Annotated in this window: 28 protein-coding genes, 1 tRNA gene and 1 pseudogene; 14 read left to right on the top strand and 16 right to left on the bottom strand. The window is 54.3% G+C overall.

Features of this window, described 5'->3' with window-relative positions:
• Window positions 1-104 precede the first annotated feature (104 nt).
• Complete coding sequence (locus ABSG49_RS00150; RefSeq protein ID WP_424024069.1) at window positions 105-437, top strand: 4a-hydroxytetrahydrobiopterin dehydratase; 333 nt, start codon at window positions 105-107, stop codon at window positions 435-437.
• A 22-nt stretch (window positions 438-459) separates the two neighbouring features.
• On the opposite strand, the gene trxA is transcribed toward ABSG49_RS00150, so the two are convergent.
• Window positions 460-861, bottom strand: a complete 402-nt coding sequence (gene trxA, locus ABSG49_RS00145) for a thioredoxin (protein ID WP_424024068.1) — start codon at window positions 859-861, stop codon at window positions 460-462.
• A gap of 121 nt (window positions 862-982) precedes the next feature.
• On the opposite strand from trxA, the gene ABSG49_RS00140 reads away from it, so the two are divergent.
• Window positions 983-1057, top strand: a tRNA-Met gene (locus ABSG49_RS00140).
• A 183-nt stretch (window positions 1058-1240) separates the two neighbouring features.
• Here the strand turns inward: ABSG49_RS00140 and ABSG49_RS00135 are convergent.
• The 4 genes from ABSG49_RS00135 to ABSG49_RS00120 form a co-directional block, all read right to left on the bottom strand.
• On the bottom strand, window positions 1241-1918 hold the full coding sequence (locus tag ABSG49_RS00135) for a class I SAM-dependent methyltransferase (RefSeq protein WP_424024067.1): 678 nt from the start codon (window positions 1916-1918) through the stop codon (window positions 1241-1243).
• Between the two features lie 118 nt (window positions 1919-2036).
• The gene (gene purF / locus ABSG49_RS00130) at window positions 2037-3458 is read right to left on the bottom strand and encodes an amidophosphoribosyltransferase (protein WP_424024066.1); all 1422 of its coding nucleotides are present in this window, start codon (window positions 3456-3458) and stop codon (window positions 2037-2039) included.
• 9 nt (window positions 3459-3467) lie between these two features.
• The gene (locus ABSG49_RS00125) at window positions 3468-3650 is read right to left on the bottom strand and encodes a 50S ribosomal protein L37e (RefSeq protein WP_424024065.1); all 183 of its coding nucleotides are present in this window, start codon (window positions 3648-3650) and stop codon (window positions 3468-3470) included.
• A gap of 11 nt (window positions 3651-3661) precedes the next feature.
• Window positions 3662-3892, bottom strand: a complete 231-nt coding sequence (locus ABSG49_RS00120; protein WP_424024064.1) for an LSM domain-containing protein — start codon at window positions 3890-3892, stop codon at window positions 3662-3664.
• A gap of 182 nt (window positions 3893-4074) precedes the next feature.
• Between ABSG49_RS00120 and ABSG49_RS00115 the strand changes: the two genes are divergently transcribed.
• From ABSG49_RS00115 to ABSG49_RS00095, 5 genes are all read left to right on the top strand, one after another.
• On the top strand, window positions 4075-4572 hold the full coding sequence (locus ABSG49_RS00115) for an RNA-binding protein (RefSeq protein ID WP_424024063.1): 498 nt from the start codon (window positions 4075-4077) through the stop codon (window positions 4570-4572).
• A 123-nt stretch (window positions 4573-4695) separates the two neighbouring features.
• Window positions 4696-5064: a cell division protein SepF gene (locus ABSG49_RS00110; protein WP_424024062.1), complete on the top strand. Its 369-nt coding sequence runs from the start codon at window positions 4696-4698 to the stop codon at window positions 5062-5064.
• Window positions 5065-5601: a ZPR1 zinc finger domain-containing protein gene (locus tag ABSG49_RS00105; protein ID WP_424024061.1), complete on the top strand. Its 537-nt coding sequence runs from the start codon at window positions 5065-5067 to the stop codon at window positions 5599-5601. It abuts the gene before it with no gap.
• A 646-nt stretch (window positions 5602-6247) separates the two neighbouring features.
• Window positions 6248-9037 carry a C25 family cysteine peptidase gene (locus ABSG49_RS00100; protein ID WP_424024060.1) on the top strand — a complete coding sequence of 930 codons (2790 nt, stop codon included), beginning with the start codon at window positions 6248-6250 and terminating at the stop codon, window positions 9035-9037.
• Window positions 9027-10445 (top strand): radical SAM protein, encoded by a 1419-nt coding sequence (locus ABSG49_RS00095; protein ID WP_424024059.1) that lies wholly within the window; start codon window positions 9027-9029, stop codon window positions 10443-10445. The genes ABSG49_RS00100 and ABSG49_RS00095 overlap by 11 nt, the downstream gene beginning before the upstream one ends.
• 162 nt (window positions 10446-10607) lie before the next feature.
• On the opposite strand, the gene ABSG49_RS00090 is transcribed toward ABSG49_RS00095, so the two are convergent.
• The 5 genes and pseudogenes from ABSG49_RS00090 to ABSG49_RS00070 all read right to left on the bottom strand — a co-directional run bounded on the left by ABSG49_RS00090 (window position 10608) and on the right by ABSG49_RS00070 (window position 14534).
• Window positions 10608-11213, bottom strand: a complete 606-nt coding sequence (locus ABSG49_RS00090) for a 30S ribosomal protein S3ae (RefSeq protein WP_424024058.1) — start codon at window positions 11211-11213, stop codon at window positions 10608-10610.
• Window positions 11214-11217: 4 nt separating this feature from the next.
• Complete coding sequence (locus tag ABSG49_RS00085) at window positions 11218-11454, bottom strand: KEOPS complex subunit Pcc1 (RefSeq protein WP_424024057.1); 237 nt, start codon at window positions 11452-11454, stop codon at window positions 11218-11220.
• Window positions 11451-12686: a DHHA1 domain-containing protein gene (locus ABSG49_RS00080; RefSeq protein WP_424024056.1), complete on the bottom strand. Its 1236-nt coding sequence runs from the start codon at window positions 12684-12686 to the stop codon at window positions 11451-11453. Before ABSG49_RS00080 ends, ABSG49_RS00085 begins: the two co-directional genes overlap by 4 nt.
• Window positions 12687-12706: 20 nt before the next feature.
• The gene (locus ABSG49_RS00075; protein ID WP_424024055.1) at window positions 12707-13165 is read right to left on the bottom strand and encodes a 30S ribosomal protein S15; all 459 of its coding nucleotides are present in this window, start codon (window positions 13163-13165) and stop codon (window positions 12707-12709) included.
• A 151-nt stretch (window positions 13166-13316) separates the two neighbouring features.
• A pseudogene (locus tag ABSG49_RS00070) lies at window positions 13317-14534 on the bottom strand (multidrug effflux MFS transporter).
• Window positions 14535-14799: 265 nt separating this feature from the next.
• Between ABSG49_RS00070 and ABSG49_RS00065 the strand changes: the two are divergent.
• Both ABSG49_RS00065 and ABSG49_RS00060 read left to right on the top strand, forming a co-directional pair.
• Complete coding sequence (locus tag ABSG49_RS00065; RefSeq protein ID WP_424024054.1) at window positions 14800-15537, top strand: hypothetical protein; 738 nt, start codon at window positions 14800-14802, stop codon at window positions 15535-15537.
• A gap of 427 nt (window positions 15538-15964) precedes the next feature.
• Window positions 15965-16849 carry a transglutaminase-like domain-containing protein gene (locus ABSG49_RS00060; RefSeq protein WP_424024053.1) on the top strand — a complete coding sequence of 295 codons (885 nt, stop codon included), beginning with the start codon at window positions 15965-15967 and terminating at the stop codon, window positions 16847-16849.
• Between the two features lie 100 nt (window positions 16850-16949).
• Here the strand turns inward: ABSG49_RS00060 and ABSG49_RS00055 are convergent, their stop codons facing one another.
• The 3 genes from ABSG49_RS00055 to ABSG49_RS00045 form a co-directional block, all read right to left on the bottom strand.
• The gene (locus ABSG49_RS00055; protein ID WP_424024052.1) at window positions 16950-17675 is read right to left on the bottom strand and encodes a class I SAM-dependent methyltransferase; all 726 of its coding nucleotides are present in this window, start codon (window positions 17673-17675) and stop codon (window positions 16950-16952) included.
• Between the two features lie 218 nt (window positions 17676-17893).
• Window positions 17894-18292: a Zn-ribbon domain-containing protein gene (locus tag ABSG49_RS00050; RefSeq protein ID WP_424024051.1), complete on the bottom strand. Its 399-nt coding sequence runs from the start codon at window positions 18290-18292 to the stop codon at window positions 17894-17896.
• Window positions 18293-18298: 6 nt separating this feature from the next.
• Window positions 18299-18952, bottom strand: coding sequence for an Era-like GTP-binding protein (locus ABSG49_RS00045; protein WP_424024050.1), 654 nt, complete (start codon window positions 18950-18952; stop codon window positions 18299-18301).
• Window positions 18953-19203: 251 nt separating this feature from the next.
• Between ABSG49_RS00045 and ABSG49_RS00040 the strand changes: the two genes are divergently transcribed.
• The 5 genes from ABSG49_RS00040 to ABSG49_RS00020 all read left to right on the top strand — a co-directional run bounded on the left by ABSG49_RS00040 (window position 19204) and on the right by ABSG49_RS00020 (window position 23169).
• Window positions 19204-19770, top strand: coding sequence for a CBS domain-containing protein (locus tag ABSG49_RS00040; RefSeq protein WP_424024049.1), 567 nt, complete (start codon window positions 19204-19206; stop codon window positions 19768-19770).
• The gene (locus ABSG49_RS00035) at window positions 19767-20516 is read left to right on the top strand and encodes a CBS domain-containing protein (protein ID WP_424024048.1); all 750 of its coding nucleotides are present in this window, start codon (window positions 19767-19769) and stop codon (window positions 20514-20516) included. Before ABSG49_RS00040 ends, ABSG49_RS00035 begins: the two co-directional genes overlap by 4 nt.
• Before the next feature lie 93 nt (window positions 20517-20609).
• Window positions 20610-21551 (top strand): CBS domain-containing protein, encoded by a 942-nt coding sequence (locus ABSG49_RS00030; protein WP_424024047.1) that lies wholly within the window; start codon window positions 20610-20612, stop codon window positions 21549-21551.
• Between the two features lie 5 nt (window positions 21552-21556).
• Window positions 21557-22396, top strand: a complete 840-nt coding sequence (locus ABSG49_RS00025) for a CBS domain-containing protein (protein WP_424024046.1) — start codon at window positions 21557-21559, stop codon at window positions 22394-22396.
• A complete protein-coding gene (locus tag ABSG49_RS00020) occupies window positions 22393-23169 on the top strand; it encodes a CBS domain-containing protein (RefSeq protein ID WP_424024045.1) in 777 nt (258 codons plus the stop codon). Before ABSG49_RS00025 ends, ABSG49_RS00020 begins: the two co-directional genes overlap by 4 nt.
• A gap of 127 nt (window positions 23170-23296) precedes the next feature.
• On the opposite strand, the gene ABSG49_RS00015 is transcribed toward ABSG49_RS00020, so the two are convergent.
• The 3 genes from ABSG49_RS00015 to ABSG49_RS00005 form a co-directional block, all read right to left on the bottom strand.
• Entirely contained in the window at window positions 23297-24061 is a 765-nt protein-coding gene (locus ABSG49_RS00015) for a sulfite exporter TauE/SafE family protein (RefSeq protein ID WP_424024044.1), read from the bottom strand.
• Window positions 24062-24074: 13 nt separating this feature from the next.
• On the bottom strand, window positions 24075-24638 hold the full coding sequence (locus ABSG49_RS00010; protein WP_424024043.1) for a cysteine hydrolase family protein: 564 nt from the start codon (window positions 24636-24638) through the stop codon (window positions 24075-24077).
• A gap of 81 nt (window positions 24639-24719) precedes the next feature.
• Window positions 24720-25774: hypothetical protein (locus tag ABSG49_RS00005; protein ID WP_424024042.1), on the bottom strand; the 1055-nt coding region annotated here is incomplete at its 5' end.

Genomic DNA, 25774 nt, shown 5'->3' with positions numbered 1-25774 from the left:
AGACACGGTATAATGATGTCCCATCGGGGCTTCTCTGGCGGGGGCAACAACAGCTGCCATACTCTTGGAGAAACTATTTTTGTCCAAAGTGACGAGAAATAACCATGGAACTCGCACAGAAAAAGTGCACAACCTATAAGCCCGGCTCCCCGCCCCTCACAAGAAAGGAGACGATGGAACTCCTCGGGCAGGTACCGGGCTGGACGCTCAATAACGGGCATATTACCAAAACGTTTGGGCAGGAAGACGCAGCTTCCTGTATCTCATTTTTCAACGAGATTGCAGCTCTCTCTACTGGGGAGGGACATTTCCCGGACGTCTGCGTGAAGCAGTCACGGGTCGTCGAAGTTTCATTCTACACGTATCCCGCCGGCGGCTTGACACTGAATGATTTTATCATGGCCGCAAAGCTGAACGAGAAGGGTAAAGAGCAGTAATTTTTCTGATTTTTAAAAAAGTTTAGTCCAGCCCGAACTTCCGGATAATCTTTTCCCGGATCGCTTCCTTGGGGTACGCCCCGATAATCCGGTCCACCAGCTGGCCGCGGGAGAAGAGCATCATCGCCGGGATCGCGTCGATGTTGAACTGCATCGCGAGGTGCCGGTTGTCATCGGTATTGCACTTGCCGAACGCGACCTTCCCGGCAAATTCGACAGAGAGTTCGTCCATGATGGGGGCGATCCGCCGGCAGGGTCCGCACCATTCCGCCCAGAAATCGATGACCGCAAATGTATTGGTGCTGACAAACTGCTGGAAGTGCATCTCGTCGACATTCTCTACCCTGCCCTTCTCTGCGTGTTTCATCTTCTGTGTCATCTCCTGCATCCGCTTCTCCCGCAACCGGGCAAGCTCATCATCCATATTTTCATTATAACGGCGCCGCTCATTTAATGCTAGCGAATTGGGCATCCCTGCCACGTCCCCAGAAAGTGAGTAAAGTATATCTGCGGATGCCGACTATATTATAACCCTGATTATAGGAAGCGAGGTAGGGTAGTCAGGATATCCCGTCGGGCTCATAACCCGAAGATCGATGGTTCAAATCCATCCCTCGCTATTGTTCTGTTTTGGATATTTTTCTTTACGTTGTCTCCCCCTGATCGCATGAGTGATAATCCGGTTTTTTTCGGGTACTCCATCATGAAAGCTGCAGAAAAAGTGATGCCTCACCGTTTGCAAAACGGGGGTTATTTCGGGCTCTGATTACTTCAGGTCATAGGGCGATGATCGATCCTTCAGCTCACCTCTTCCTCGCCACCGTCACGATGAACGTCCGGTTCCGGTACACCACATCCACGTCAGAGAACCCGGTATCCCGCAGCCAGATAAGCTGGTCCGAGAGTTTCTCGTTCCGATCAAGCTCATCCCGGCGCTTCAGGATCTCCTGATGCTGTGCTTCGGTCATCGGGCCGCTCATGAGGAACTCGTTCCAGTAATCCTGGTACCGCTCCCGAAAGTACGGGGTCTCGCCATCTGCCTGGTCCGCGTTCACAAACATGCCGCCCGGTTTCAATGCTAAAAAAATTCGTTTAAAAAGCCGGCGCTTATTTTCCGAGGCAAGATGGTGGATCGAGAGCGCGGAACAGGCCAGATCGTACGGACCACCCAGTTCTCCCGTGGAATAATCACTCACCACATACCGGGTATGCTCGCGGCCGGAAAATCGCTGCCGTGCTATATCCAGCATGTTCTCGGCAATATCCACGAGCGTCAGGTGCGCCTGCGGGAACTTCTGCAATATCCATGCACTCATCAGGCCGGTCCCGGCCCCGATGTCAAGGATCTCCGGTACCGGTTCTTTGGATTCCGCCGCCCAGACCGCGGTACCGTAAAACTGCCGCATCTCCGGGATGATGTACTCCCGCTGGGTATCATAGTCCTGTGCGAATCGGTTGAAGGCCTGCCTGATATGCTCCATGCCTGTCTCCAAAAAGATCCCGCGGATCTCTTCCCGGAATATCCGGCGGGAACCGACTTATATCCTGTTGCATATCAGAGAACCGGGATAAGATAAGAGCGATCTTTTTGGGGAATGCTTATGCTTCGAACGAGCCGAGCTTGGACTGGATTGTACCGTCCACGAAGTTGATCTGGCAGGTCTTCGCCTTCTCGCCTTCGATGGGGAGCGGGTAGCAGCCCGTGAGGCAGCCGGTGCAGAGGCTTTCGCGGTCGAACCCGATCGCCTCCACGAGAGCATCGAGTGAGATATGATGGAGGGTGGTCGCCGTGATGCTGTGCCGGACCTCGTCCTCGGCCTTGTTGCTCGCGATCAGCTCCTCGCGGGTCGGCATATCCACACCAAGGTAACAGGGAGCCTTGATCGCAGGGGAGCCAATCCGCATGTGGACTTCCCGTGCCCCTGCGTCCCGCATCATCTCGATGATCCGTTTCGAGGTCGTGCCCCGGACAATGCTGTCGTCCACCAGCACCACGGACTTGTCTTTGAGATGGGCCGGGATCGGGTTGAGCTTGATCCGGACCGCCCTCTCCCGCTCCTTCTGGGTCGGCATGATGAACGTCCGCCCCATGTACCGGTTCTTCATCAGGGACTCAACGAACGGGATCTTCGAGCCTTCCGCGTACCCGATCGCATACGCGGTCCCGGAGTCCGGCACCGAACAGACCGAATCCGCCTTCACCGGATCTTCTTCAAAAAGTTTATGGCCAATCTGGCGGCGGACATCGTACACGAGCACCCCATCAATGATCGCATCGGCCCGTGCGAAGTAGATGTACTCGAAGATACAGTGGGCGCGTTTGCCGGCCACCGCGATCTGCATGCACTTAATCCCTTCCGCATCGATCCGGACCAGTTCGCCGGGCTTCACGTCCCGGAGGAACTTCGCGTTCAGGGCATCCATCGCAACACTCTCCGAGGCGAGCATGTACCCGTGCTCGGTCTTTCCGATGCAGAAGGGCTTGATGCCTAGCGGGTCGCGGAAGCCGTAGACAGCTCCGTCAATCAGGATCACGACCGAGTAGGACCCCACGAGCTTGTGCATGCAGAAGCTGACCGCATCCTCGACCGATCCCGAATTTCCGATCGCGTCGATCAGGATCTTTGCTATGATCTCGGTATCGGTCGTGGTCGTAAACATCTGGCCCGCCTCCTCGTACTCGGCACGGAGTTCACACGTATTGACAAGATTCCCGTTATGTGCGATGGATATGAAATGTTCCTGGAACTGGAAGTTCAGGGGCTGGATATTCTCAGGAAGGTTTGCCCCGGTAGTCGGGTAGCGGACATGGCCGATGCCGGCATTGCCTTTCAGATCGGTTAAAACAGGAGGGGAAAAAACATCGGCAACAAGTCCGTTCCCCTTGAATTTATGGAGATTGGTGCCGTCAAAAGTGGAGATTCCGGCGCTCTCCTGGCCACGGTGCTGGAGAGCGTACAGGGCATAATAGAGCTGGATTGATACACCGCCAGCATCCACGATGCCAACGATTCCACACATGGTACAACTCTAATGCGTCGGGATTTTTGGTCTCTTGGTGTTCCACTTGTTGCTGATCATCTTGGTGCTTCTGCCAAAACCGCAGGCAGAGCAGACTTTCTTCTGGGCGTGGAACGAGATCTTCCCACAGCGCCGGCAGGCGATGTGGGTGAACTTGTTCCTCTTTCCCATTGATGGAGTGCCTTTTGACATGTTGTTTCACCTTATTGTTCGAGTGATGGAGAGATATAAATTACATTATCCCCACGGACGATGAGCGTGCCGACCTTCTGGACCTGCCCGTTTTCCACTTCCTCGGCCTTGTCGAGTACGAGGTTCATATGTACATCGTATCCCTGGAGAACGCCCCGTATTTCTCTCCCGCCTTTGAGAGATACAATAACGGGCTGACGGTTCAGCACCTGATCCAAAATATCCAACGGCCTTTTGGTCATAATACTACCCTGTTACCATCGCTCTGGAGTAATATATGTGTGCGAGCAGTTTACTTAAACATACCGTAGATCCCCCCATGGCAATAAGGTTTGCTGCCGGGCACAAGCTCCGGGAATGAGGTTTTTTTTCATTGCGATGCAAATTTTTTTTATGCCTGCGCTCTGAATGTTGATGCAGAACAATGAAAAAGATTGTCGTAAAGAAACGCCATTCGATCCGCAGGAGTCAGGCACAGGACCTGCTGGCGCGACTCACAGAGCAGATCGGGCCGTCGGCAAACCTCTTCCACGCTGAGATGATTGAAGTTCTCGAGACCACGGCAAACGTCTCACTCTTCATGGTCAATAAGAAACCGCTCCTGATGGCCACCGAGGCCTGGGTTTTCCCAACGCTGAAAGGTGCTGTCCAGTGCCCCTTCCCGGAACGCCGGGTGGTCGTGGATGCAGGAGCGATCCCCTATGTAGTGAACGGGGCGGATATCATGCGCCCCGGTATCGTCTCGGTCACTGATGACGTGAAGGCGAATGCACCGGTCCAGATCGTGGATGAGCGGCACGGTAAGCCGCTTGCGATTGGAATCTCCCTTTTTGATGCGCCCGATCTGCGTGCCAGTACGGCAGGAAAGATGGTAAAAAAGTTCCACCACGTCGGGGATGAGATCTGGAGCATGGAGATCTGACCAAAAGAGGGTACTTTGGAATATGCGGGAAAACGCCAGTTTTGCCCATTTTTTTGTAAGAAAACCCTGACCGGGGGCTTCAAAATAGATACTATTAAATAATTTTCGTCATACAGTTTTTTTATGGTTAAGATCATAGACACCCTTCTTGGTAAGAGTTCCGCGAACTCGGACGACGATTATATGGAACTCGACCTTGCCTCATACGAGGAACACGGGGGATCATCCCCGGCACTGCTCGTGAAGATCGCGACTATTACCGATCTCAAGGATACCCCCCGCGTCAAGGACGAGGTCTACTCCGGCAACATCGTGATCGTCGATATCTCCCGTCTCAAAATGGACAAGATCTCCTACGAGCGTGTACTCAAGGATTTGAAAGAAGTGGCAAAGGATGTCAACGGTGATATCATCGGCCTTGGCGACCAGCGCTACGTAGTGCTGACCCCCATGTCGGTAAAGATCTCGCGCGACAAGATTGGTGGAGCATAAGTGCAGACAGTCGTCCCGGGTCCGTGTCCCTGTTGCAATACTGATATAAAATACCTGTATAAGACAGAAAATATTCCCTATTTTTCTGATATCCTTATCATTTCTGCGGTCTGCCCTTCCTGCGGGTACAGGTTCGTCGACACGCAGCTCCTGAAACAGGCTGATCCCGCACGGTACACGATGGCAGTAGATGCGGAGGATGACCTCGCGGTCCGCGTGGTGCGGAGCATGAGCGCGAGCATCGAGATCCCGGAGCTCGGTGTCCGCATCGATCCAGGCCCCTCATGCCAGGGGTTTGTGTCCAATGTGGAGGGGGTGCTCGACCGGATCGAGCAGGTCGTGAAGGGAGCCCTTTCCTGGGGTACTGACGTGGAGAAGGAGAACGCGGCGGTACTTCTCGCGGATATTGCCCGGGTGAAGACAGGAACGTTCCCGATTACGTTAATCCTGGAAGATCCGTCCGGGAACAGCGGAATTATTGCGGAGAAGGCGAAAAAAGAGGCGTACGTGCCGGAAGAGGCATCTCCTCAAGGGTAATTTTTGAAATTTTTTGTTCTTCTCTTTGATTAATTTATTACTGAGGGATTATTCTTGATGGCGCTTCCGTAGGATTCGGGGTCCAAGATATTCTGATGAATTGGGTCATACATTCGAGAGTTGAGTGGTTTGCCAGTGAGTCGAAGGTCGGCTAATGCCTCCCTTCTCCTCGTCGAGGTTTCTTAAACCTCTCCAACCACGAAGCAGAGAAGCCATCAGGCTTCGAACGTTTTGTGTGTAGGGAATTGCGCAGTTGAATATCCGCAATAGTATTGCCCTTCCTTTTAACAGATTACGATCGGTCTTTTCTTTTAGCTGATTTTTTCGATTTTTTTGAATACAGCTGGGTTTATCGGTTTGTAAATGTATGCACCATGTAAGGGTGCAAAATGAAAAAAAATCCTAATCTGGCAAGAGAAACGACCAAACATATTACATTTACATCACATTTCTCAAAAACCGATGACCGGATCTACGATAACGGGCTCTATCAATCCGTCTTCCTGAACGAAGAGATTCATAGGACGAATCATGGTGAACGCTCATCACCCTTTAGTGATCGTGATATGTCAATAGTGATCAATCCGGAGACCGTTATCAAATACATGACTCTCCGAAATCTCCAACCTTATGGGGTGTGAATCCCATGTCGTTCCCCCATATTGATCACGTTATTATTACAACCCAGGCACTTTCCAAAAAGTTCCAGCCGCTTGCTGACTGGCGCACACAGATGGGACGCGTTTCCAGAGTTGTCACCCTGGAAGAGATCACAGCCAAACCCGGCACGCCCATCACGGTACCTGATACGAATAATCAGAAATTCTGGCTGGACACCGGGTACCTTGATGGTGGAACCAGGGACGATGCGGAAGCGGTCCGGAATTTTCTGAAATGGGCGCACCATAACTGGGGAACCGAATATGTTTTGATTGGTGGCAATGGAGCAACGATTCCTATCAGGAGGGCAATTACGCAAAGATGGGGACAATATTTCTATCAGGAGGACCGTAGTGTTGAGTTTACCATTTGCCAACTAAATGCAACAAGTGTAAAAAATGGAGATCCTAATGCATTTAAGTCCATATCCTGGGAATGTGGACCAGATGATAAAAAACCTGAACTCTACGTCACAGTGACATCGGAATCTGGATTGGAACAATATGTTAACAGGATTGAACTGACGTGGGGCAGCACGTATGCAACATCATATACCATTCAAGCCTCGATAGATGGCAAAAGTTATTCCGATGTCATATCGCAATCCGGAAAGGGCGGAACTGAAACGCTCACATTCAATGCAGTACCCGCACGGTACTTCACCTTGCGTATATTATCCGGGACAGACTTCTCCCTGAATTCAATAAAAATTTTTGGAATGCCGCGTGGCAGAGCCTATAAATTCAGCAATACGGTAACGAGGTTAATCCTTCCCTCTGACTTTGAAGGTGATGATGTTATGCCAAACTCCGGCAATGACACCGACCCTAATTTAATTGTACTTATTACTTCAGGAGGGCCACAGGAGGGAAAGGTGATCCCTTACAATGAGAAATTCGATGATTCCTTACCAGGATGGCATTTTATTAAGGATTTTTCTGTGCCGCCGGGAGATCAGGCAAATATTTTGCCCCCGAAAACTTTGTTAATAGAGATTACTGGACCGGCGAGTTATCACGGCTATTCATTCCTTATGAAATATAGTGGTAACTATATCCCGACTGATCTGTATTACACAGATATTGATATATCCAAATATCCATTCCTTCCAACCGGCAACTCGGCTCATGACTGGGATGCCGACAACAACTCTGTTTATGGGGAAAACTACCATGGGGACCCAAGTCACCTGGTCGGAGAACCGGATACATTAAATCTCACACCGGTACTGTACCTTGGCCGCGTATCAGTTTCAACCGAAGGTGACGTGGACATATTCGTTAACAAAGTTATTCGTTATGAAAAATTCGTTTACAAAAAAGGATCTTCAGAACTTCCCCTGCCGGATGAATTTGCGCTCTCTTTTTTCTTGGGAGAATATTCATTAGAATCTGGTCCTGTGGAAGACCTGAGAAAAACAATGCTTCAACTCCAGTCAAATTGGGATTTTATGTGTCGCTACGAGGATGCTGCCAGCTATCCCGATTATGGAACCAACAAAAGACCAGATCTTGGTTTGGCAAAAACTTCTTCTGACATTATTCAGGGATTGGAAAGGGACGTGGGCGGGATTCCCCATATTGGCAACACTGCAGTTGCCCTGATGAGTCATGGCACTCAAGTTGCTTTTTGTCTTATTAACAGGGCAGATGTCGGGGGTCTCAGTAATTGCCCCGGCGTGTGGTTTGCTTTTGCCTGCCTGACCAGTCAACTGGATTGTAAGGTAGAGACGATTTGTGAAGCGGCAATGGGGAATCCAGATGGCGGTTCGGTTGGATATATAGGAAATTCCCGACTAGGTCAGCCAACTGTTGACAAGCATCAGTTAAAGGATATCTTTACCGAAATGTGTAATTCAGGGATTTTGGGAAAGATGTTTCAGGCTCAACAGATCAAGGATGATTATACGGCCCAATTAAATCTTGGCCTTTCCGGGGATCCTGCGATGCGGGTCTGGAGCAATATTCCCATCCGGGTGACTGTGCATCCTCCGGCCACATTGTGTACGGGAAGCCAGTTGTTCATGGCAGAGGTAACGGATGGTAAACAGGGTGTCGGTTCTGCTTTGGTTTGTATCAGCATGGACCAGACAATACTGGGCAAAGGCGATACCGACACGCAGGGTCACGTATCTTTCCCCATCAATCCCTCGGTCAAGGGCGATGCAACACTAACTGTTTCCGGGAAGAACATCCTTCCCTATACGTCACCTATTGGAACGATTAACGTAATGGATTGTCCACCGGGCAGCATCCGTGTTACTTCAACGCCGACAGATGCAGAGATCTGGATCGATGGCGTGGATAGTCAAAAGACAACGGAATCGACCTTTGGCAACATAACTCCGGGAACACATATCGTAATGGTATCGAAGTTCCATTATCAGGATTCTCCGGTACAAACTGTGACAGTAAGTTCCGCAACGGAAACCATCGTCCATTTCGATCTCTCCCTCTCCGGCCCCTGCAAATTTGAAATTCTTGGTCCTGGCCCGTGTACCAAAAATCTCATTTGTTCACGCCAACTCATCTGCCGGCAGAGTGTTCATGCGTGCGCATCGTTTCTTGGCGCCTGCCCGGTACTCATGACCCCTGATAAGTCGGGATGGACGCAGCACATCACCGAAATCTGGGGTACTGACGATCTTCTGAAGATTGCCCAACAGATCCAAACTCCTGAAGGAAAAGAAAAACTCGATAAACTTCCTCCGGACTTAAGAAAACCATTACAGAAAATGCTGGAGCAAATATCTCGCGAGGAACATCTTGGAGAGTAAGGGGGAATCTCTAAATCCTGAGGTGACGGTTCCCTCGATCTTCTCTTTTATTGTCCTGCGTCAGGAACGGTTCGGAGCGCTGGTGTACAACCCGTTCCTTGCAATCGAAGAAGAACTGGACCCTGTTGAAGCGTATATCACCACGTTGTGCAACGATCACAATTCATGGAAACAGATTAATGCAGCCGTCCAGTCACGATTTGGTATCTCCCGTGAAGAAAGTCAAAAACATACCGAACTGCTGCAGAACAAACTTCACGCGATGTTTTCCCTCAAAATCCGCAGCCAGAAAGAAAACCCGTACCCGATTCTGGCAGAACCGTTCATTTTTCCTGAAGATACCTGTCTTTTATCGGCACCGAAGAATGTTATCTGGGATATTACCTATCAATGTAATTTACATTGCCACCATTGTCTGACTGATTCAGGAAAAAAATCGCCGCAGGAACTGACAACCGAAGAAGCCTGTCGACTGATTGATATTTTGGCAGATGCAAAAATTTTTTCACTCTCGCTTTCCGGGGGCGAACCTCTGATGCGTCCCGATATAATCCATCTGCTTGAGTACCTGGAAAAGACGAGAATACGGGTCGGGATTGCCACGAATGGTGTAAACATAAGGAAAGAGGTTTTCAAGACCCTGGAGGATCTGTCAATTTTCAATGTCCAGGTAAGTATCGATGGAATGCGGGAATACCACGATGCGTTCAGAGGGTATCATGGTGCTTTTAACGCAGCCTGTCTGACAATTCAACGGCTGCTTGACTGTAGTATTGGCATAAGTGTAAGCACCACGGTGACAAAAGAAAATATCAATCAATTGGAGAGTCTTATAGATTTCGTGGAAAAGACGGGATGTACCAATTTCAAGGCGCTTCCCTTTCTCCCGGCAGGCAGGGGTCATATCTATGCGGACCGTTTCCAACTCAACCAGAAGGAACACCTGTTTTTATGTAAAATCCTTTCAGAAAAAAAACGTGAATTGAAAGACAGAATGGATATTTCTGTTGAAACCTGCCATTCGTTCCTTTTTAACACTTCTCCCCAGGATAATATAATCAACGGACCGATGGGGTGCTCTGCCGGATACGATACCTTAAGTATCGGGGCGGATGGAATGGCCTATCCGTGTCCCTTTTTACACGATTTCCCTCTTGGCAATATTCTGCAGAACCCTTTTTCCTCTGTCTGGAGATCGGCTTCAGTTCTGCAAACACTCCGAACGATGGAAAAGATCCGCTTGGGCGATCCATGCAATACCTGTTCGTTTGCACCCTCTTTCTGCGGGGGAGGTTGCAGGGCAGCAGCATATTTAAAGACCCGAGACCTTTATGCCGGAGATCCAACATGTTTTATGAAACTATTAGGACAAACGAAGCAGTCCCAGCTGAAAGAATGTAAGAACTGAAAAATACGCTGGACTGCTGAAACTTATGGCGTGGAACCGAATATAATTCATTCTTTAACGCTAACCAGTATGGCGTTTTTGTATAATTGTCCTGCATCTATGTTGCAGTCGCATTTAACTTTCCCAAGGCACATCCGCATTGTTAATATAACAAAAAAAAAATTACGCTGTCGAGATCTTTGCTGCCACCTGCTCGACCTTGGACTTGATGACCTCAACCCTGCGGGTGGGGTAGATGGTCTTGACTGCCTTGAAGAGATCGCGGGAGATCTCGCCCGAGACGATCCCGTTCAGGAGCGTGGTCAAGTCCCATGCGGACGACTGTGCGGCAATTGCCTGCATAATCGCGTTCCGGATCGCGTGCTCCTGCGAGATATTGGCACGGGCGAACGTATACGTGCAGACCGTCAGCCGGACCTTCTTGCCGTCCTTGGTGACGACCGGGACGATGGTGTCAATGCGGGAGCTCCGGCGCTTGACGAGCGAGCGGAGGTAGTCGCGGGTGACTTCGTGGCCCACGAACTCGGTGTATGCCGAGTCGCCGGTAACGGTGGTGATCTTAAAGTTCATCTTCATGTACTGCTTGGCGTAGTCGTTTGTGATCTCGCCGAGCGTTGCGGTCATGACACGGCCGACAACGCTCTCGGCGTCGTTGGCGATGGTGTCACCGATGTACGTCTTCCCGAGGTTGTCGGGGACGTGCACCTTGAACCAGCTCTTGGCCTTCCAGCCTTCAACTCTTCTTCCTACCTGTTTCTTCTTTGCCATAGTATCACCTGTTGGTTTTTCCGGTGCGGAGGGAACATGCGTCCTCCGCTACTGCCAGGTTCATCAGATAATCGTCCACCGATGCAATGACCGACCGGGCTTGTGTGCCCGTGATGGTCGTGACCACCCGGTTGCCGTCTGCCTTCGTCTCCATGCTGCGCAGGTTGTCGGGCGAGAGTGCCGCGGCAACGGAGGCGGCATCCGTGTGCAGGGTCATGATGGTACCTTCGATCTGCATCATGATGCGATTGCCTCCTGCCAGCCCTTTGCGAAGGTCCCGATCTTGTTGCAGGGTATCGTGGCCCCTGCCCGGAGGTTGTGCCCCCCGCCGCTTCCCCCGCAGGCTGCCGCCAGTTCGCGGACTTTCGGTCCGAGTTCCAGGCTGCTGCTGAAGGGTGATCGTGCGGAGATCCGGCAGTACTCGCCGCTTTTGGCGTACACGAGTACCGGTCCGCTTGCGGGCAGGTCGCGGGAGAGGATGTCGGCAACGTCACTCTGGACGGTAGCGTCCTTCACTTCAAAGACGCCGGCAATCCCTTCGTGCGGGTGTGCGGTCCTGACAGCGTCGATCACCCGGATGCGGTGCTGCCTCGTGATCTCCCAGGCACGGTCGATCTCGTGAGAGGAGCGGAGGCAGAGTGTCGCACCGATGTCACCGTTGCCGGTCTTGCCGCAGGCGTCGATGACCGCTGCAAGGGCATGGGCGTCCTCAATCACTTCGCGCTGGAGGTGGTAGGTGTCGCCCCAGATGCCCCGCAGGCCCGCAAGGGTCGCCTTCGGCGCCGCTTCGAGCACCACTCTTGAGATCAGGACATCGAGCATGAGGGGTTTGTTGGGTGAAGACGGGTCCTTTGCCTGCTCCACAAAGTCCTCGACGAGCTGCTCGGCGCCGCTGATGTTCGCGAGGTACGGGTTCGTTGTCGTGTACCAGCGCTCGATCATGTCCCGGCCCGGCAGCGTCAGCCCCCGGTCCGGCACGATGATCCCGTTTGCCACCCCATTATTGAAGATCTCGAGGTTCTTGCCTAGGATCTCCTGACGGTCCCCAATGATGCCGGGGATGACGAGGCCGGCGAGATCGCGGTTGTCACCCAGCTCTTGGGCCACGAAGTACGCGGTGCCTGCTGCGGAGAGCTCGCGGTCGCCGTCGATGCCGGCCAGCCGCGGGTTCGCATGGAACTCGCCCTCAAACAGCGGGAGGTGGTGGTCCACCACCATCGTCGTCCTCGGGAGGTCTGCCATTCCTGCCCCTATATCGCAGAGGAGGTATGCACTCTCACCGGAAAGATCCGATGCGTTCACGTCCTGCCGTACCCGGAGTCGGAACCGGATGCCTGCGCGGAGCATCGCGTGGCAGAGGATCGAGGCGGCACTGATGCCGTCCGCATCGTGGTGCGCGAGCACCTCGATAAACTCCTGCCTGCGGATCTGCGCTGCAACGGTCTCTGCTGCGGATTTAAGCGACGGGGACATGATGGACGATTCCTGATAACTTACCTGGAGAGGAGGATCTCCGCGTTCTCCGGCTTGTAGACCCAGCCCGCGGGCAGTCTCCTGCTTCCCGTGTAATACCGTACGAGCCGACGGATCTTGGACTCCATCAGCTGGAGCTGGCGCTTGTTGTGCAGGTCTTTCTTGTTCTCGGAGAGGTGCTTGCGCAGGCCAAGGGCCTTGACCATCAGGTCGCGGAGGTCCTCGGGGATCTCGGATGCGACCTTGTTCTCTCTCAGGATGGTCCCGAGGCGCTTGCCGGTGGCAAGCTTAACATCGGGAACGCCGTACCGGTCTCTCAGGACCAGTCCAATCTTGCTGCTCGATGAGCCGTCCTTGCGGAGTTCCAGGATGATCTTGGTGATCGCCGCGGGGTCGGAGTTCGACCACGAGGGTGCCTGTTTCCGGTAGGGGCGGACTGAGCTCGACTTGCCCCTTCTGCGGGCATGCATTCGTGCCATGGTGTAGCCTCCTAGTAGACTAAACGTAAGTCCAGAAAAGTGCAGTTGCATGTCTGCTACTGACTCTCTGTAATCCCAAAGCCATGCTTATAGGCAGTGCGGTGTCGCACGTCGGACTTACATCTGTCAGCACATTAAAAGTGCTATTCTACTATTGGTGGGAGGGGATAATAAAGGGTACGGGAGAAAATCGACAGTCGCCACACACGCAGCGATCATCGGTCTCCATCCCCGGCACCTCATGTATCAGGTTCAGTCTGCCGATCAGCAGCCAGCCCGCCAGGCACACGAGCCCGACAGCCACGTAGATCGCCCCCACGATAAGGATGAGATTGTCCGCGTCAAGGGAGGCGAGGAGTATCCCGGCGCTGCCCAACACGAGGCCAAAGCAGTTGATCAGGGCGGATGCGGAACCGGTGTCTTCCTTCTGCTGTTCGAGCATGAGGAATGCACCGGGTGGTCGCACGCAGCTGCCCATCAGGGTCGCCGGGAACAGTGCGAGGGCAAAGAGCAGGAGCCCCAGGCGGCCAAAAAAGCAGATCAGTGCGCCACCGGCGATCATGGTGGCAAAACAGGATACGATGACCGCATTGCGGCTGAAGGACCGGGAGAGCCGGAGATAAAGGAGGGGCCCCGACATCATGGCGATGGCATTGATGGCAAAATAGAAGCTGAACCACTGTTCTGAGAGTCCGAATCCGTCTTCACAGATATACGAGGATTTGGCAATGAAAGCAAGCGATGCCACGCTCACGAGCGAGAAGACGATAAGGAGCGAGGTAAACCCGGGATTTTTCAGCACGGTCCCGAGCCGGCGGACGGACTGCATCATGGTGCCGGTATACCGCGAGGGTATGGTTTCCGTAAGCAGGAGGCAGCCGGCCATCGAGACGATACCGATGAGGGCGAGCGTCCAGAAGAGGCCCCGCCACGAGGTATACGGGAGCATGAACGCACCCAGAACCGGGGCGACGGCGGGCGAGGTGACGACTATGGACTGGACGATCGCGAGCACCGACTCCCGTTTCCTCCCGTAGTACACGTCCTTGACCATAGCGGTCGCGACCGCTGAGACAGCACTGCCCCCGACAGCCTGGAGAATGCGGAAGAAGATCAGGTGCTAGATGTCCCATGATACGGCACATACAACGCTTGCGGCGATGTAGAGTGCAAGGCCGGCAAGCAGGACGGGCCGTCGGCAGTACTTGTCGGAAAGCGGCCCGCAGAAGAGCATCCCGGCACTGAAAAAGACAAAGAAGAGTATCAGGGTCAGGTTGGTGATATCAACAGAGACATGAAAAAAGTCGCTCATCCCGGGAAGTGCGGGAAGGTAGAGATCGGTTGAGAGAGGGACAAAGGCGGAGAGCACAGCGATCAGGATGATGAGTCCCCGGTCGCCAAGGTATTTCTGGGGGGGTATGGGGTGTATGCTCTTCGTCAGAAACCGTGGTCATCTCCGGGTCTCCCACAACCTTCGTGCGGGAGGATATGCGAGTTGTTGTATCGTTATCCTAACACCGATATAGGGTTTTCTTGGAGGGGACAAAAAGGCGGATGTTGATGCAGGATCAGCCGGTTTTTACCATTTTTTTACCTTCTCCTTTTTACCTTACCGGACAAAAAGAATGGTAACGATGGACAAAATACCTCTCGAAACGAGTGGTGAGGAGTCGGCGATCCGGTTCCGGGACTGCTTCTCCGTACGGTATATCCAGTCCGCCGCAATACTCTGCCGGCTCGGGTATGGGATCGAAAAAACCAGCGCAGCCTCCGGGCCCCTGTCGCAGGATGTGCTCCTGCAGCACGAGGCCGTCATCCTCTCCTCCGTCCTCTCCTCCGTTTCGTTTCTCGAATCCACGGTCAACGAGTTCTATGCCGATGCAGCGGACGATGCCTATTTCTTCGCGGATGAGAAGAACGAGACGCTCCTCAAGACGATCGGTGAAAAGTGGCGGAACGAGAAAAACTTCGACCGTGCCCCTATGATCAGCAAGTACCAGAAGATCCTCGCGATCGCGGGAAAACCCTCGTTCGATGAGAACGATCAGGCGTTTGCCAACGTGCGGACGTTGATCGATATTCGTAACCACCTCATGCACTACAAGCGGGAATGGGTGGTGATCCATGATGACCGCACCGCTGGCAGGGGCGAAGAGACCACGGCAGAGAGGTTCGAGAAAGTCCTCAGGAAGAAGTTTGCGACAAACCCGCTTGCCGCAAAGAACCTGCCATTCTTCCCAAACAAGTGTCTTGGCCACGGGTGTGCGGAATGGGCGATTGTGAACAGCATCATCTTCACGGACGAGTTCTTCCGGCGGCTGGAACTGCCGGTGCCGTACGAAGGGATCCGGGATGAGTTGGTGACGAGATAACCCATATTTTAGAGATAAAACGGACAACTCCCGTACATTAGTTGGATATTTTTTGATCACTTCCAGCACGGTATAAACGGACCTGTCAGGAATTCAAGAGTCGGGATAGCAGACACCTTGGAATCGCCCAATCATGTGGTTCCACTCCTATTTTACAGCGGCTAACTCTGGAACCATCGTTGTTTTATCAGTGTTAGCCGTCGGTAGGTACATTTACCGATAAGTTCCTCGGATGGCCCCAAATTGTAAGTTTTAAATTACATTAAGTTGTGTATACTATATCAATAGTACGATATACGTGCCAAAATCGGCACCGGAACCGGATCGAGCACACGTTACCGGGAAGAACAACCCGGGAGCGGGATTGGACCGGCAGAGGAAGAAGGATTGTGGACAGCTGGATTCCGTATGACAGCAGGGTGAATGTATGAAGAAACAAAACGGGAACCACGTGCGGAAAAAATGGGCACCGGTTCTTGCAGTCGGGATTCTTCTCCTTGCGGGTGCCATGATAGTTTTTCCCTGCCTGAACCCGTTCCTGATACTGAACTCGTTGACTCTTAATATTGTTGCCCTCGAGAAAAGCGATGCCGATAATATCACCATTCTCAACAATTACATGACTGACCGGTACTCCCACGTCATCTACCCGGAGGGAAAGGAACGCATTTCCGCAGAACTGGAAAAGATCCGGCAGATATCTGATCCGGATGCCCGGCTGGACGCGATTTTTGTCTGGGAGATGAAGGACTGGATCCGACCGAATGATAATCTGTCTGCCTTCATCTGTCCGAATACCGCTTGTACATATGCATACCTTGAATCCGACCACTACCGGATGAAAGCAAGCCCGTATTACGATGGGATCCTCTATCCCCAGAGAAATCAGGAAGGCACAATGTACGCGGACGATCCGTACTGGATCGCGTACAACATGGTCGGTGAATGCAGAGAATACTCGGCATTGTTTGCATTCATGGCACAGCAATCAGGCATCGACGCCCGACTCGTCCGGACGTATTCTTATTCGCACCAGTGGGTGGAAGTCGAGCTTGCCAACGGATCCTATTACTACGATCCCTGGTGCGCTGACAACTATGGGTACTACAATGCCACTGACGGTAACATGACATTCCGGGACAAATGGTTCAACAAAATCGGGGTGTATGAGGAGAACTGTCCTACGCCCGGCCCCTATCCCCTCCTGATGAGCTATGACGGGCCTCCGTATCTTTGGGCAACGCCAAAATACCTGGCAGTGTCCGGATGGCATGCACTTGGTACAGCATTCAATGTCTCGTTGCCGGGGTAAGATATGATGAGGGAAGATTCCCCGCCGGCTCGATCTGCCGGCGCCGTACGAGGGGATCCGGGACGAGCTTGCTACACAGTGAATCCGGGAGCAGAATGCCTTACTTCCTGCACCAGAATACGCCTTGGAGATACGAGAGCCAGAGGATCTCGGCAATGGAGAAACCGGAGTCATGGAAAGCCTGAAGGTGGTCGGTGACCGTTATTGGGAAATACTCATGGTCAAATCTGCTCAGATGATCCCTGACTTCATCCATTCTTCGACCGGCCTGGCGCTGGAAGGCACCCCAGTACGATAAGGACCGTGCAATTCCTTCATCAGAAAAGGGGCGGATATTCTCTGAAGTGACAAAAAGACCGTTGCCATCCAGCAGGGAATAACAGGCATGGACGGCCGCGATCCGCTTCTCCGGTTGAAGGTAATGGTGGCACTGGATCGCTGTGATCACGTCAAACCTGCTTTTTGTAATTGCGGGAAGATCTGCAGTTCCGCACCTGCCAAGAAGGGAATACCGGCACCCATCGAGGGTCAGTGAGGCTTTTTTGATCATCCCTTCCGATGGATCTGCGATGAAGAACTCTGTATCCGGAAAAATATCCTGTGCTTTCCGGATGAAAGAACCCGTCCCGCATCCGGTATCCAGCCATGTTTTAGGGTTGGGATACTGGACCTTTACAAAGTTAAGGATCTCTTCGTGAATATTGTCGTAATGCGGGATCGTCATCCGTATCTGGCGATCGTAACGGTCAGCATTATCCGGCTTGTGCACAGGAGTACCAGATGTCTGGTTCGTAAACCACACAATCTTTTCCCATACCCAGCTCATTGAGTCCGCATACAATGTGTGATGCAGGAGAAGCGATGCCCAATTTCACTCACTCTACCCCCCTCTTGTGCCACCAGGCCCTGCGGGGGACGGGGCACAATGCAATAGTGCCGGAAAAGGTACTACGGCACTATCGCAACCCGGGGAGCCACAGCGGCGGGGCGGAGCCCCATGAGCGTATGAGTGTATATTTAAAAAAAGAAAAAGGAAGAACCCCCTCACTTCTTCCGGTGCCTCTTCTTCGGCTCGTCCTTTGCCATCGACATCAGGTCGATGATATACGAGCCCTCCTTGCCCACGCTGACGATCCGCTCGTCGCTCTGGGCCATCTTCTCGAGGTTAAGTTCGTAGGAACCGGGCGAGACGATCCGGATTGTTTCCACCCGGTCGTACATCTCCACTTCCTTCTTTTTCTTTTTCGGCTCGACAACCTCGAGGATCTCCTGCTGCGTTTCGTCAGCGATCTCGTCAATGGACTTCTCTTCGAGTACGTCCTTATTGAGCTCCGCCTGCTTGACGTAGAGGAACTTCTTGTTGCCGCAGCTCTCGCACCCTCTCAGGATCTCGGTTGACCCGTCTTTGTATTCCCGCCCGCATTTCGTGCACTTGTGCGGCATTGCTGATCACCCGAAGTATTCGAGCATCGTCTCGTAAAGGTCTTCGACGTTCCTTCCCTCAAGACTCGAGATCGCGACCACCGGGTGCTGGGGAAAAGCACTGCGGATCCGTGCCGGGGCTGCATCCGGCAGGTCGATCTTGTTCGCGACAATGATGATCGGCAGGTCCCGTGCCTCGATGATCCCGATCATCATGATGTTTACCTGAAGGAACGGGTCGAGCGTCGAGTCCAGCATGTAGACCACGCCGTCGATGTCCTCGCGGAGCCAGTGCATTGCCTCGGCAACGCCCTCTGTTGCTTCCCGGGCCCGGATGATCGACTCCTCCTTCTCCATCCCGAACTCGAGGAACTCGTGGTAATCGATCTTGGTAGTCACACCTGGCGTATCGACAATATCGATGGTGATCGTGTTGCCGTTCGCACCGGAGATGATGATGTCCTCCTTCTTGCGTGCCCTCCGGGTCTCGTGCGGGATCTCGCTCACCGGGCCGACAGCATCGCCGGTCCAGTCACGGGCGATGCGGTTTGCCAGCGTTGTCTTTCCCGCATTCGGGGGACCGTAAATGCCGATCCGGGTCTTTTTCTTCTTGAAAACCTGGTTAAGGAAGTTGGAAAATTTCTTCTTTACCGTACCAAAGGTCTGATAAAATATCTTCACTATCCACCTCGATGGGAAAGCGTTGTACTCAGGTACACGGAATTCACCATAATGCGTTAGTAATGTATAGAATACGCAGTTTATTATGTTTCTTATCCCGGACAGGCACTCTCCCGCCGGTACCGGAGTACCGGGCCTTACGGATATTACTGCACCGCATGAGTCCGTGTCATGGCCACATTGTATTTATACAAGGGGAGGGGAGTATGCTAATTGTAATCATCAGCACAAGCACTTCAAGGAGGTGACTCATGAAAAAGACGTCCAACGCAATCCAGTTTGAGACCCGCGTCCCGCTCAGGGAAGTGATGAAGAAGAACCCGATCATGATCGGCATCGAGGCGACCGCTGATAAGGCAGCGAAGGCCATGTGCATTGAGGAGGTCGGGAGTGTCATCATCCTCAAGAACACGAAACCCATCGGCATCGTGACCGAGGAAGACCTTGCCTGCAAAGTGGTGGCAAAGGATCTCAAGCCGAGTACTGTACAGGTAAACGATATCATGAGCACGCCACTCATTACGGTGAGTGCGGAGAAGACGGTAGTGGATGCTGCCCGTATGATGGTGAAGCATAAGGTAAGAAGGCTCCCGGTTGTCGATGAGCACAAGAAAGTCATTGGCATCGTGACCGTGCGGGATCTCCTTACCGTTTCTAACGAGCTCAACGAGCTCCTCATTGATCTCATCGAGATCAACCGCGAGGAGGTTGTCGAGCAGGGCGTATGCGACCGCTGCAGTCAGATGTCTGATGATCTTAAGCGGGTGGACAACGTGATGCTCTGCCCGAGCTGCCGGGAGGAGGACAATATCAAATGAGGACAGCACAGGATTTCATCCGTGAGATCCCTGTGCTGAAATCTAGCGACCAGATAACCAAGGCACGGCAGATCTTAAGAGATGACCGTTTCCGTGAAGTATATGTCGTGGACGCGAAAAAAAAACTCCTCGGATATATCGACATCACGGACGGCCTGCGGGTGACCGCAACCAAATCGAACGTGACCATCGAGGGGTTTGTCCGGGAAGCGCCCGTGGCCGGTCCCCAGGATTCGATCGAACAGGTGGCAAGAACAATGAGGCAATTCCATACGGATAGTGTAGCCGTTGTCGATGAGAAGTCGCATGTGGTCGGCGGGGTTCTCCTTGCTGACATCTTTCCGGTGATCATCTCCCGGAACGAACTGCATGGCCCGGTCTCCCGGCAGATGTCCGGGAATGTGGTCTTTGCAGGGCCAATGGATGAGCTCCAGAAGGTCTACACGATGATCATGGAGAGCGGCTTTGCGGCTTTCCCGGTGGTTGAAAAAAAGCGGCTTGTCGGGGTTATATCCCGCCGCGACCTGATCAGCAGCAGGAGGGTAAGATCGTCGATTGCGCAGCACGCCCGTACAACCATCGGGGACGCGATGACCATGCAGGTTGTCACGGTTGCGCCGGACGATCCAATCAGTGCCGCGGCGGAACTGATCGTCAAACACGACGTCAGCCTCCTGCCGGTCGTCGATGGCGAACACCTGGTCGGGGTCGTCAACCGCCACGATGTCCTTGCAGCGCTCACATGAAAATACAAAACGATACCGTGAATTTGAGAATATACCGGGGCGGGCACGCCCCGGGGACAGAAGGATAATCTTCGAACAATCGGGAGGTCAATAATGCAGCAGAACGGCCGGGGCGTCAAACAGGGCGACCGGCTCCTGAAAATGCAGGGCAAACTCGACCGGGGGCCGGTGGAGTTCAAATCCCATATCGCGGAACAGGAAGGGGAGATCATGGCGATCGCGACCTGCGATGTCATATCAGTGCCGCCGACGCAGAGCATTATTTCGGCGGTGGAGGAGATGACGAAGTGCGGGTTCCGCAGGCTCCCCGTCACGGATGCCGGCACCAGGAAACTGCGGGGGATCATCACCTCGGGAGATATCATCAATTTCATGGGCGGGGGCGACAAGTACAAACTTGTCCAGGTCCGGCACAACGGTAACCTGATCGCTGCGGTCAACGAGAGCGTCCGCTCGATCATGACCCAGCAGCCCGAGACGCTCGCGAGCGACGCACGGATCAGCGATGCCGTGGATATGATTATCAAAAAAAAGATCGGAGGGCTTCCGATTATCGACAGGGAAGGGGTCCTTGCGGGGATCGTGACGGAGCGCGATGTCCTCGGGGTACTCGGGTCGGAGCGGAGCCCGCTGCATGTCGAGGACGTGATGAGTTCGTCCCTCCGGGTCACCGCGCCGGACTGCCCGATCTCGACCGTTACCAAGGATATGACAAAGCACCGGTTCCGGCGCCTGCCGGTGGTGAGCGATGACGTGCTGTATGGGATCGTCACGGCAACGGACATCATGCGGTACCTCGGGAGTCGCGAGGTCTTCTCCCGCATGACGACCGGTAATGTCGCTGAAGTGACCGGCCTGCCGGTCAGGACCCTGATTGCGGGGGAGCTCTTCACGACCAGCCCGGAGAAGAACATCAACGAGGTGGCCCGGGAGATGCTCTCCCGGAACATCGGGGCCCTGCCGGTCATCGAAGACTCCCGCCTGATCGGGCTCGTCACCGAGTTTGACCTTGTGCGGGCGTTTTCGGGGGGGTGAAGGCGATGTATGCACGTGACGTGATGATCTCACCGATCTTTGTTGTCGATCCCGACGCAACTGTAGCGCATGCCCGGAACCTGATGGTCCGGCACAAGATCTCCCGCCTCCCGGTCATGGAAGACGGGCGGCTTGTCGGGATCATCACCAAGAAGGACATTGCCTACCGGCTGCGGCAGGGAGAACCGGCCTGGCGTCGCCGCCCCCTCGACCGGATCCCGGTGGGGGCACTCATGACTGAATGCCCTCTCGTCGTCGCACCCGACACCGGCGTGCGGGAGATCGCACGGATGTTCGTTGACCGGAATATCAGCTGTGTTCCCGTGGTGGAGGACGGTGAGGTGACCGGCATCGTGACCAAGACCGATCTGATGAAATCCGCCCTCGTCCGGGCATTATCGTGCACGGCCGGGGACGTGATGGAGGATGTGGCAACGGTCAGCCGCTACCACTCGATCGACCATGTGATTGGTGTGATGAGCGAACGCAATGACAAGGTGCTGGTGACGGACGATGACGGTACCCCTGCCGGTATCATCACCGAGACGAACCTGGCATTCTACGAAGACGAACCGAAGGTATCGGGTGTGGTTGGAAAGGATGTAACCATACGGAGACGGGAAAAGGCAGACGGGCTAGGTGGACAGGGCCTGATGGTGATCCCCTCGGTGACCGCGGAGGACCTGATGACGAGTCCCGTGATCACGGTCCCTGCGGACACACCGCTCCCGGATGCCCTTGCACTGATGGAAAAACACCATGTCAACAGCCTTGTTGTCATGGAGGACAACACGATTTCAGGGATAATAAAACGCGATGATATCATAAAGGAAGTGGCGAAATGACAAAAGAAGTTTTTATTAAAGATGTAATGGCAAAGCCTGCAACCATAGCAAAATCAGCCAAGATCACAGAAGCGCTCGACAAGATGCTCGATTCGGGTCTCGACCCCCTGATTGCAGTCAACAATAACGCAGTGATCGGCACAGTTTCAAGGCAGGCGATTGCGCAGAAGCTGGGCAGCAGACAGAACTCCGGCCTTGCCCCGACTGCCATCCACGTGGCGAGTGTAGTCGAGGATGACTTCACCAGCGTCTATCCCGATGAAAACACCAATGTCCTGATCCCCCTCCTTCAGAAATACAAGCTGGTGGTCGTCTACGATGCCGACCACAAACTCATCGGGCAGGTCACGGCCGGAGACCTGCTGAAGAAGTTCCAGCCCGAGGACGGGATGGAGAGTGCGATCGAGAAGGTGCTCACGATCGAGGCGGACGAACGCGTCGTCCACCTCCGGCGCCGGATGCTGGACGACAATATTACCCGGTTCGTGGTCACGGAGCACGAGAAGTATACGGGGATCGTGACCGAGACCGACGTGGCGATCGCGATGCGCGAGTTCCGCAAGCAGGTCGACGGAAACCACCAGGACCACCGCATCCGGAACCTGCTCGTCAAGGACATCATGAGCGCCCCGCTTATCTCCGTGGAACGGACGGCAAAGGTGTCGGACGCGGTTGCCCTGATGCTGAAGAAGAACATCAGCTCCGTCCCGGTGATGGACAAGGGCAGGCTGGCGGGGGTCGTCACCCGGCGCTCGCTCGTCAACGCGCTCTGATCCGGATCAAGACTATCCCCTCTCTTTTTTAACCGCTGTGGTATCGTACCGCGGAGGTAGTGACGGAAAATCGCCGAACCCTGATAATTCCGGGATAATCCTGGCGAGGGCTCACCGGCTCCGTGAGTTACAGCCGGATCAGGAAGACGATCCCGACAACGATCCCGATGGCGACGATTGCCCACCGCAGCCGGGCCGGGTCGACCCTCCCCGCGATGGTTCCTCCCGCAGACCCGCCGATCAGGGCGCCGGCTGCCATGACGAGGGCGAGCGGCCAGATCACGAAGCCGGTGAAGAGGAAGAAGACCGCTGCTGCGACATTGACGGCAAGCGAGATGCACTGCTTGAGGGCGTTGAGCCGGGTGAGGTTGTCATCGATGAAGAGGCCGAGCACGGCAAGGACGATCACGGAAAGCCCGGGACCGAAGTAGCCGCCGTAGACGGCGGCGAGGCCGACCGGAAGGGCAGCCCGTCCGGCCGGTGTGGCACCCGCATCATGGGGAGCATGGGAAGCAATATACGCTTTTACCCGGTCCTGCACCGCGAGGAGGCCGGCGGCAAGCAGGATCAGGAACGGGACGAGCACCCGGAAGACCTGTTCATCAATGCAGAGCAGCAGGATCCCCCCGGTGACACCCCCGATAATGCCGGCGGGGATCAGGATCCGGAGCCGGTGCCCCTGCCCACGAAGGTCCTCCCGCTGGGCAAGGGCGCCCCCAAGGTAGCCGGGACAGAGCGCCACAGCGTTGGTGACATTGGCGGCCACCGGAGAGATTCCCATCACGAGGAGAGCGGGGAACGAGACGAGGGTTCCACCTCCGGCAAGGGCGTTGATCAGCCCCGCTAATACTGCGGCCAGTCCTGCGAGGGCGAGTTCGGTGCCGGAGAGCATGTTTATCGATAAATCAGAGGGCGGCGATCAGGTCGCGGGTGGTCATGATCCCGACGCCGATATTTTTCATATCCCTGACATTGGCGGTGTGGATCTCGTCCGACTGGGCGCCGGTCGCGTCCACGACCAGGATGACCGGGTAGTTGTACGCGATTGCATCGAAGACCGTGGTCCGGATGCAGTTGGGGGTCTGGATGCCGGTAACGACAAGGTCCGTGATCCCAAGGTTCCGGAGCATCAGGTCGAGTTCGGTGCCGATGAAGGCACTCATCCGGACCTTCGGGACCACGTACTCGCCGGGAAGCGGGGCGAGATCGTCGATCACTGCCGCCCCGGGCGTTCCCTCGACGGCAAACGGCTGTTTCCGGAAGAGCTCCTGCCGGATGATCTCGACATCGGAGCCGTCCTTCCGGTGGACTCTGACGATGTGGAAGACCGGGAGGTGTTTTGCCCGGAACGCATCGAGGACTTTCCGGATGTTCGGGATGACGGCACGGGCGCATGCCACCCGGAGGGGCCTGTCCTCAAGGACGAAATCGTTCTGCATATCGATAATCAGCAATGCGGGTCGCTGCATATGGCATTCCTCTAAGAGTGATCGGTGCAGGGAATATGAAATGTGTGGCCGGAACGGGAAGAAAGAAAAAGAGGGGTTTTTTCAGAGAATGGTGACGGCATTGACCTTTGTACCCATACCGCCGTCAATCGTTGTCACGTTCACTTTCCAGATGCCGGTAATGTTGTCGTCCGGGAGCGATACGTTACCGGTAATGAGAGTCGGGTAGACCGCTGAAAGAGTAGTCGTGATATTGTACCCGCTGACATTGGTCAAGTTCACGACTGTGCGCCCGTCAGTCTGGAAAGAGGTGCCCTGAAGGGTAAAGGCAACGGTCGTATTCCGGTACATGGTCGCTGGAGTGATAGATATGACAGCCGGCACCGGTACCTTGTTTATCATGAATACGGAGCTGGCCTTTCCACCATCAGCAGTGGTCACGTTGAGCTTCCATGCGCCGGTAGGAGCATCCGGGGGAATCCGGGTCCCACCGTTAATCTGCGTCGACATGACAGAATAGATGATAGTATCCAGTTCGCCAAAGGCCGAGTTGCTCAGGTTTATCGTCGTCATGCCGGGCTGGAAGTTCGTTCCGGTGATCGTAAATATGACGGTGCTGTTCCGGCACCCGGATGCGGGAGTGACCATGGCAATGGTCGGCGCCAATCTGGTGACCGTAAACAAGACCGGCGACGTGCTGGTGGCGCCGTTGAGAGTGGTGACGTTGACGGCCCAGGTTTTCCCGAACGGTGAGTCGGCCGGCACGGTGAAATTACCTGTGATCGCGGTCGGTGTCACGCTCGTCAGCCATGTTGTCACGTTGGTGCCATGCCCCGTGAAATAGGTCTGGTTGAAGAGCGTGACTGTGGTGTTCCCGGGGCCGGGCTGGAAGTTGGTTCCGGCCAGCGAGAAGGTGACAAGGCTGGTCCTCAGACCGGTAAGGGGCGTCATGGTGGTGATGGCCGGCACGGGTTTCAGGAGCGTGAACCTGACCGGTGACGTGCTGGTGCCGCCGTCGACGGTGGTGACGTTGACGAGCCAGCTGTTCGGGCCGACCGGTGCATCGTCCGGGAAGAGTACCCGGGCCGTGATTGAAGTCGATGTTACGCTTGTGACATTCGCGTAGATACGGGTCGCGTTGGTAGTGAAATACGTCT

Origin of the sequence: Methanoregula sp. (assembly GCF_049510175.1) — an archaeon.
Classification (GTDB): domain Archaea; phylum Halobacteriota; class Methanomicrobia; order Methanomicrobiales; family Methanospirillaceae; genus Methanoregula.
The sequence above is the reverse complement of the archived record's forward strand: the minus strand, read 5'-3'. Positions and strand labels throughout refer to the sequence as shown.

Coding starts and splice junctions, on each gene's coding strand:
- ABSG49_RS00150 (WP_424024069.1), top strand. CDS start 105: ATGGAACTCGCACAGAAAAAGTGCACAACCTATAAGCCCGGCTCCCCG.
- trxA (WP_424024068.1), bottom strand. CDS start 861: ATGGATGATGAGCTTGCCCGGTTGCGGGAGAAGCGGATGCAGGAGATG.
- ABSG49_RS00135 (WP_424024067.1), bottom strand. CDS start 1,918: ATGGAGCATATCAGGCAGGCCTTCAACCGATTCGCACAGGACTATGAT.
- purF (WP_424024066.1), bottom strand. CDS start 3,458: ATGTGTGGAATCGTTGGCATCGTGGATGCTGGCGGTGTATCAATCCAG.
- ABSG49_RS00125 (WP_424024065.1), bottom strand. CDS start 3,650: ATGTCAAAAGGCACTCCATCAATGGGAAAGAGGAACAAGTTCACCCAC.
- ABSG49_RS00120 (WP_424024064.1), bottom strand. CDS start 3,892: ATGACCAAAAGGCCGTTGGATATTTTGGATCAGGTGCTGAACCGTCAG.
- ABSG49_RS00115 (WP_424024063.1), top strand. CDS start 4,075: ATGAAAAAGATTGTCGTAAAGAAACGCCATTCGATCCGCAGGAGTCAG.
- ABSG49_RS00110 (WP_424024062.1), top strand. CDS start 4,696: ATGGTTAAGATCATAGACACCCTTCTTGGTAAGAGTTCCGCGAACTCG.
- ABSG49_RS00100 (WP_424024060.1), top strand. CDS start 6,248: ATGTCGTTCCCCCATATTGATCACGTTATTATTACAACCCAGGCACTT.
- ABSG49_RS00090 (WP_424024058.1), bottom strand. CDS start 11,213: ATGGCAAAGAAGAAACAGGTAGGAAGAAGAGTTGAAGGCTGGAAGGCC.
- ABSG49_RS00085 (WP_424024057.1), bottom strand. CDS start 11,454: ATGATGCAGATCGAAGGTACCATCATGACCCTGCACACGGATGCCGCC.
- ABSG49_RS00080 (WP_424024056.1), bottom strand. CDS start 12,686: ATGTCCCCGTCGCTTAAATCCGCAGCAGAGACCGTTGCAGCGCAGATC.
- ABSG49_RS00075 (WP_424024055.1), bottom strand. CDS start 13,165: ATGGCACGAATGCATGCCCGCAGAAGGGGCAAGTCGAGCTCAGTCCGC.
- ABSG49_RS00065 (WP_424024054.1), top strand. CDS start 14,800: ATGGACAAAATACCTCTCGAAACGAGTGGTGAGGAGTCGGCGATCCGG.
- ABSG49_RS00060 (WP_424024053.1), top strand. CDS start 15,965: ATGAAGAAACAAAACGGGAACCACGTGCGGAAAAAATGGGCACCGGTT.
- ABSG49_RS00055 (WP_424024052.1), bottom strand. CDS start 17,675: ATGAGCTGGGTATGGGAAAAGATTGTGTGGTTTACGAACCAGACATCT.
- ABSG49_RS00050 (WP_424024051.1), bottom strand. CDS start 18,292: ATGCCGCACAAGTGCACGAAATGCGGGCGGGAATACAAAGACGGGTCA.
- ABSG49_RS00040 (WP_424024049.1), top strand. CDS start 19,204: ATGAAAAAGACGTCCAACGCAATCCAGTTTGAGACCCGCGTCCCGCTC.
- ABSG49_RS00035 (WP_424024048.1), top strand. CDS start 19,767: ATGAGGACAGCACAGGATTTCATCCGTGAGATCCCTGTGCTGAAATCT.
- ABSG49_RS00030 (WP_424024047.1), top strand. CDS start 20,610: ATGCAGCAGAACGGCCGGGGCGTCAAACAGGGCGACCGGCTCCTGAAA.
- ABSG49_RS00025 (WP_424024046.1), top strand. CDS start 21,557: ATGTATGCACGTGACGTGATGATCTCACCGATCTTTGTTGTCGATCCC.
- ABSG49_RS00020 (WP_424024045.1), top strand. CDS start 22,393: ATGACAAAAGAAGTTTTTATTAAAGATGTAATGGCAAAGCCTGCAACC.
- ABSG49_RS00015 (WP_424024044.1), bottom strand. CDS start 24,061: ATGCTCTCCGGCACCGAACTCGCCCTCGCAGGACTGGCCGCAGTATTA.
- ABSG49_RS00010 (WP_424024043.1), bottom strand. CDS start 24,638: ATGCAGCGACCCGCATTGCTGATTATCGATATGCAGAACGATTTCGTC.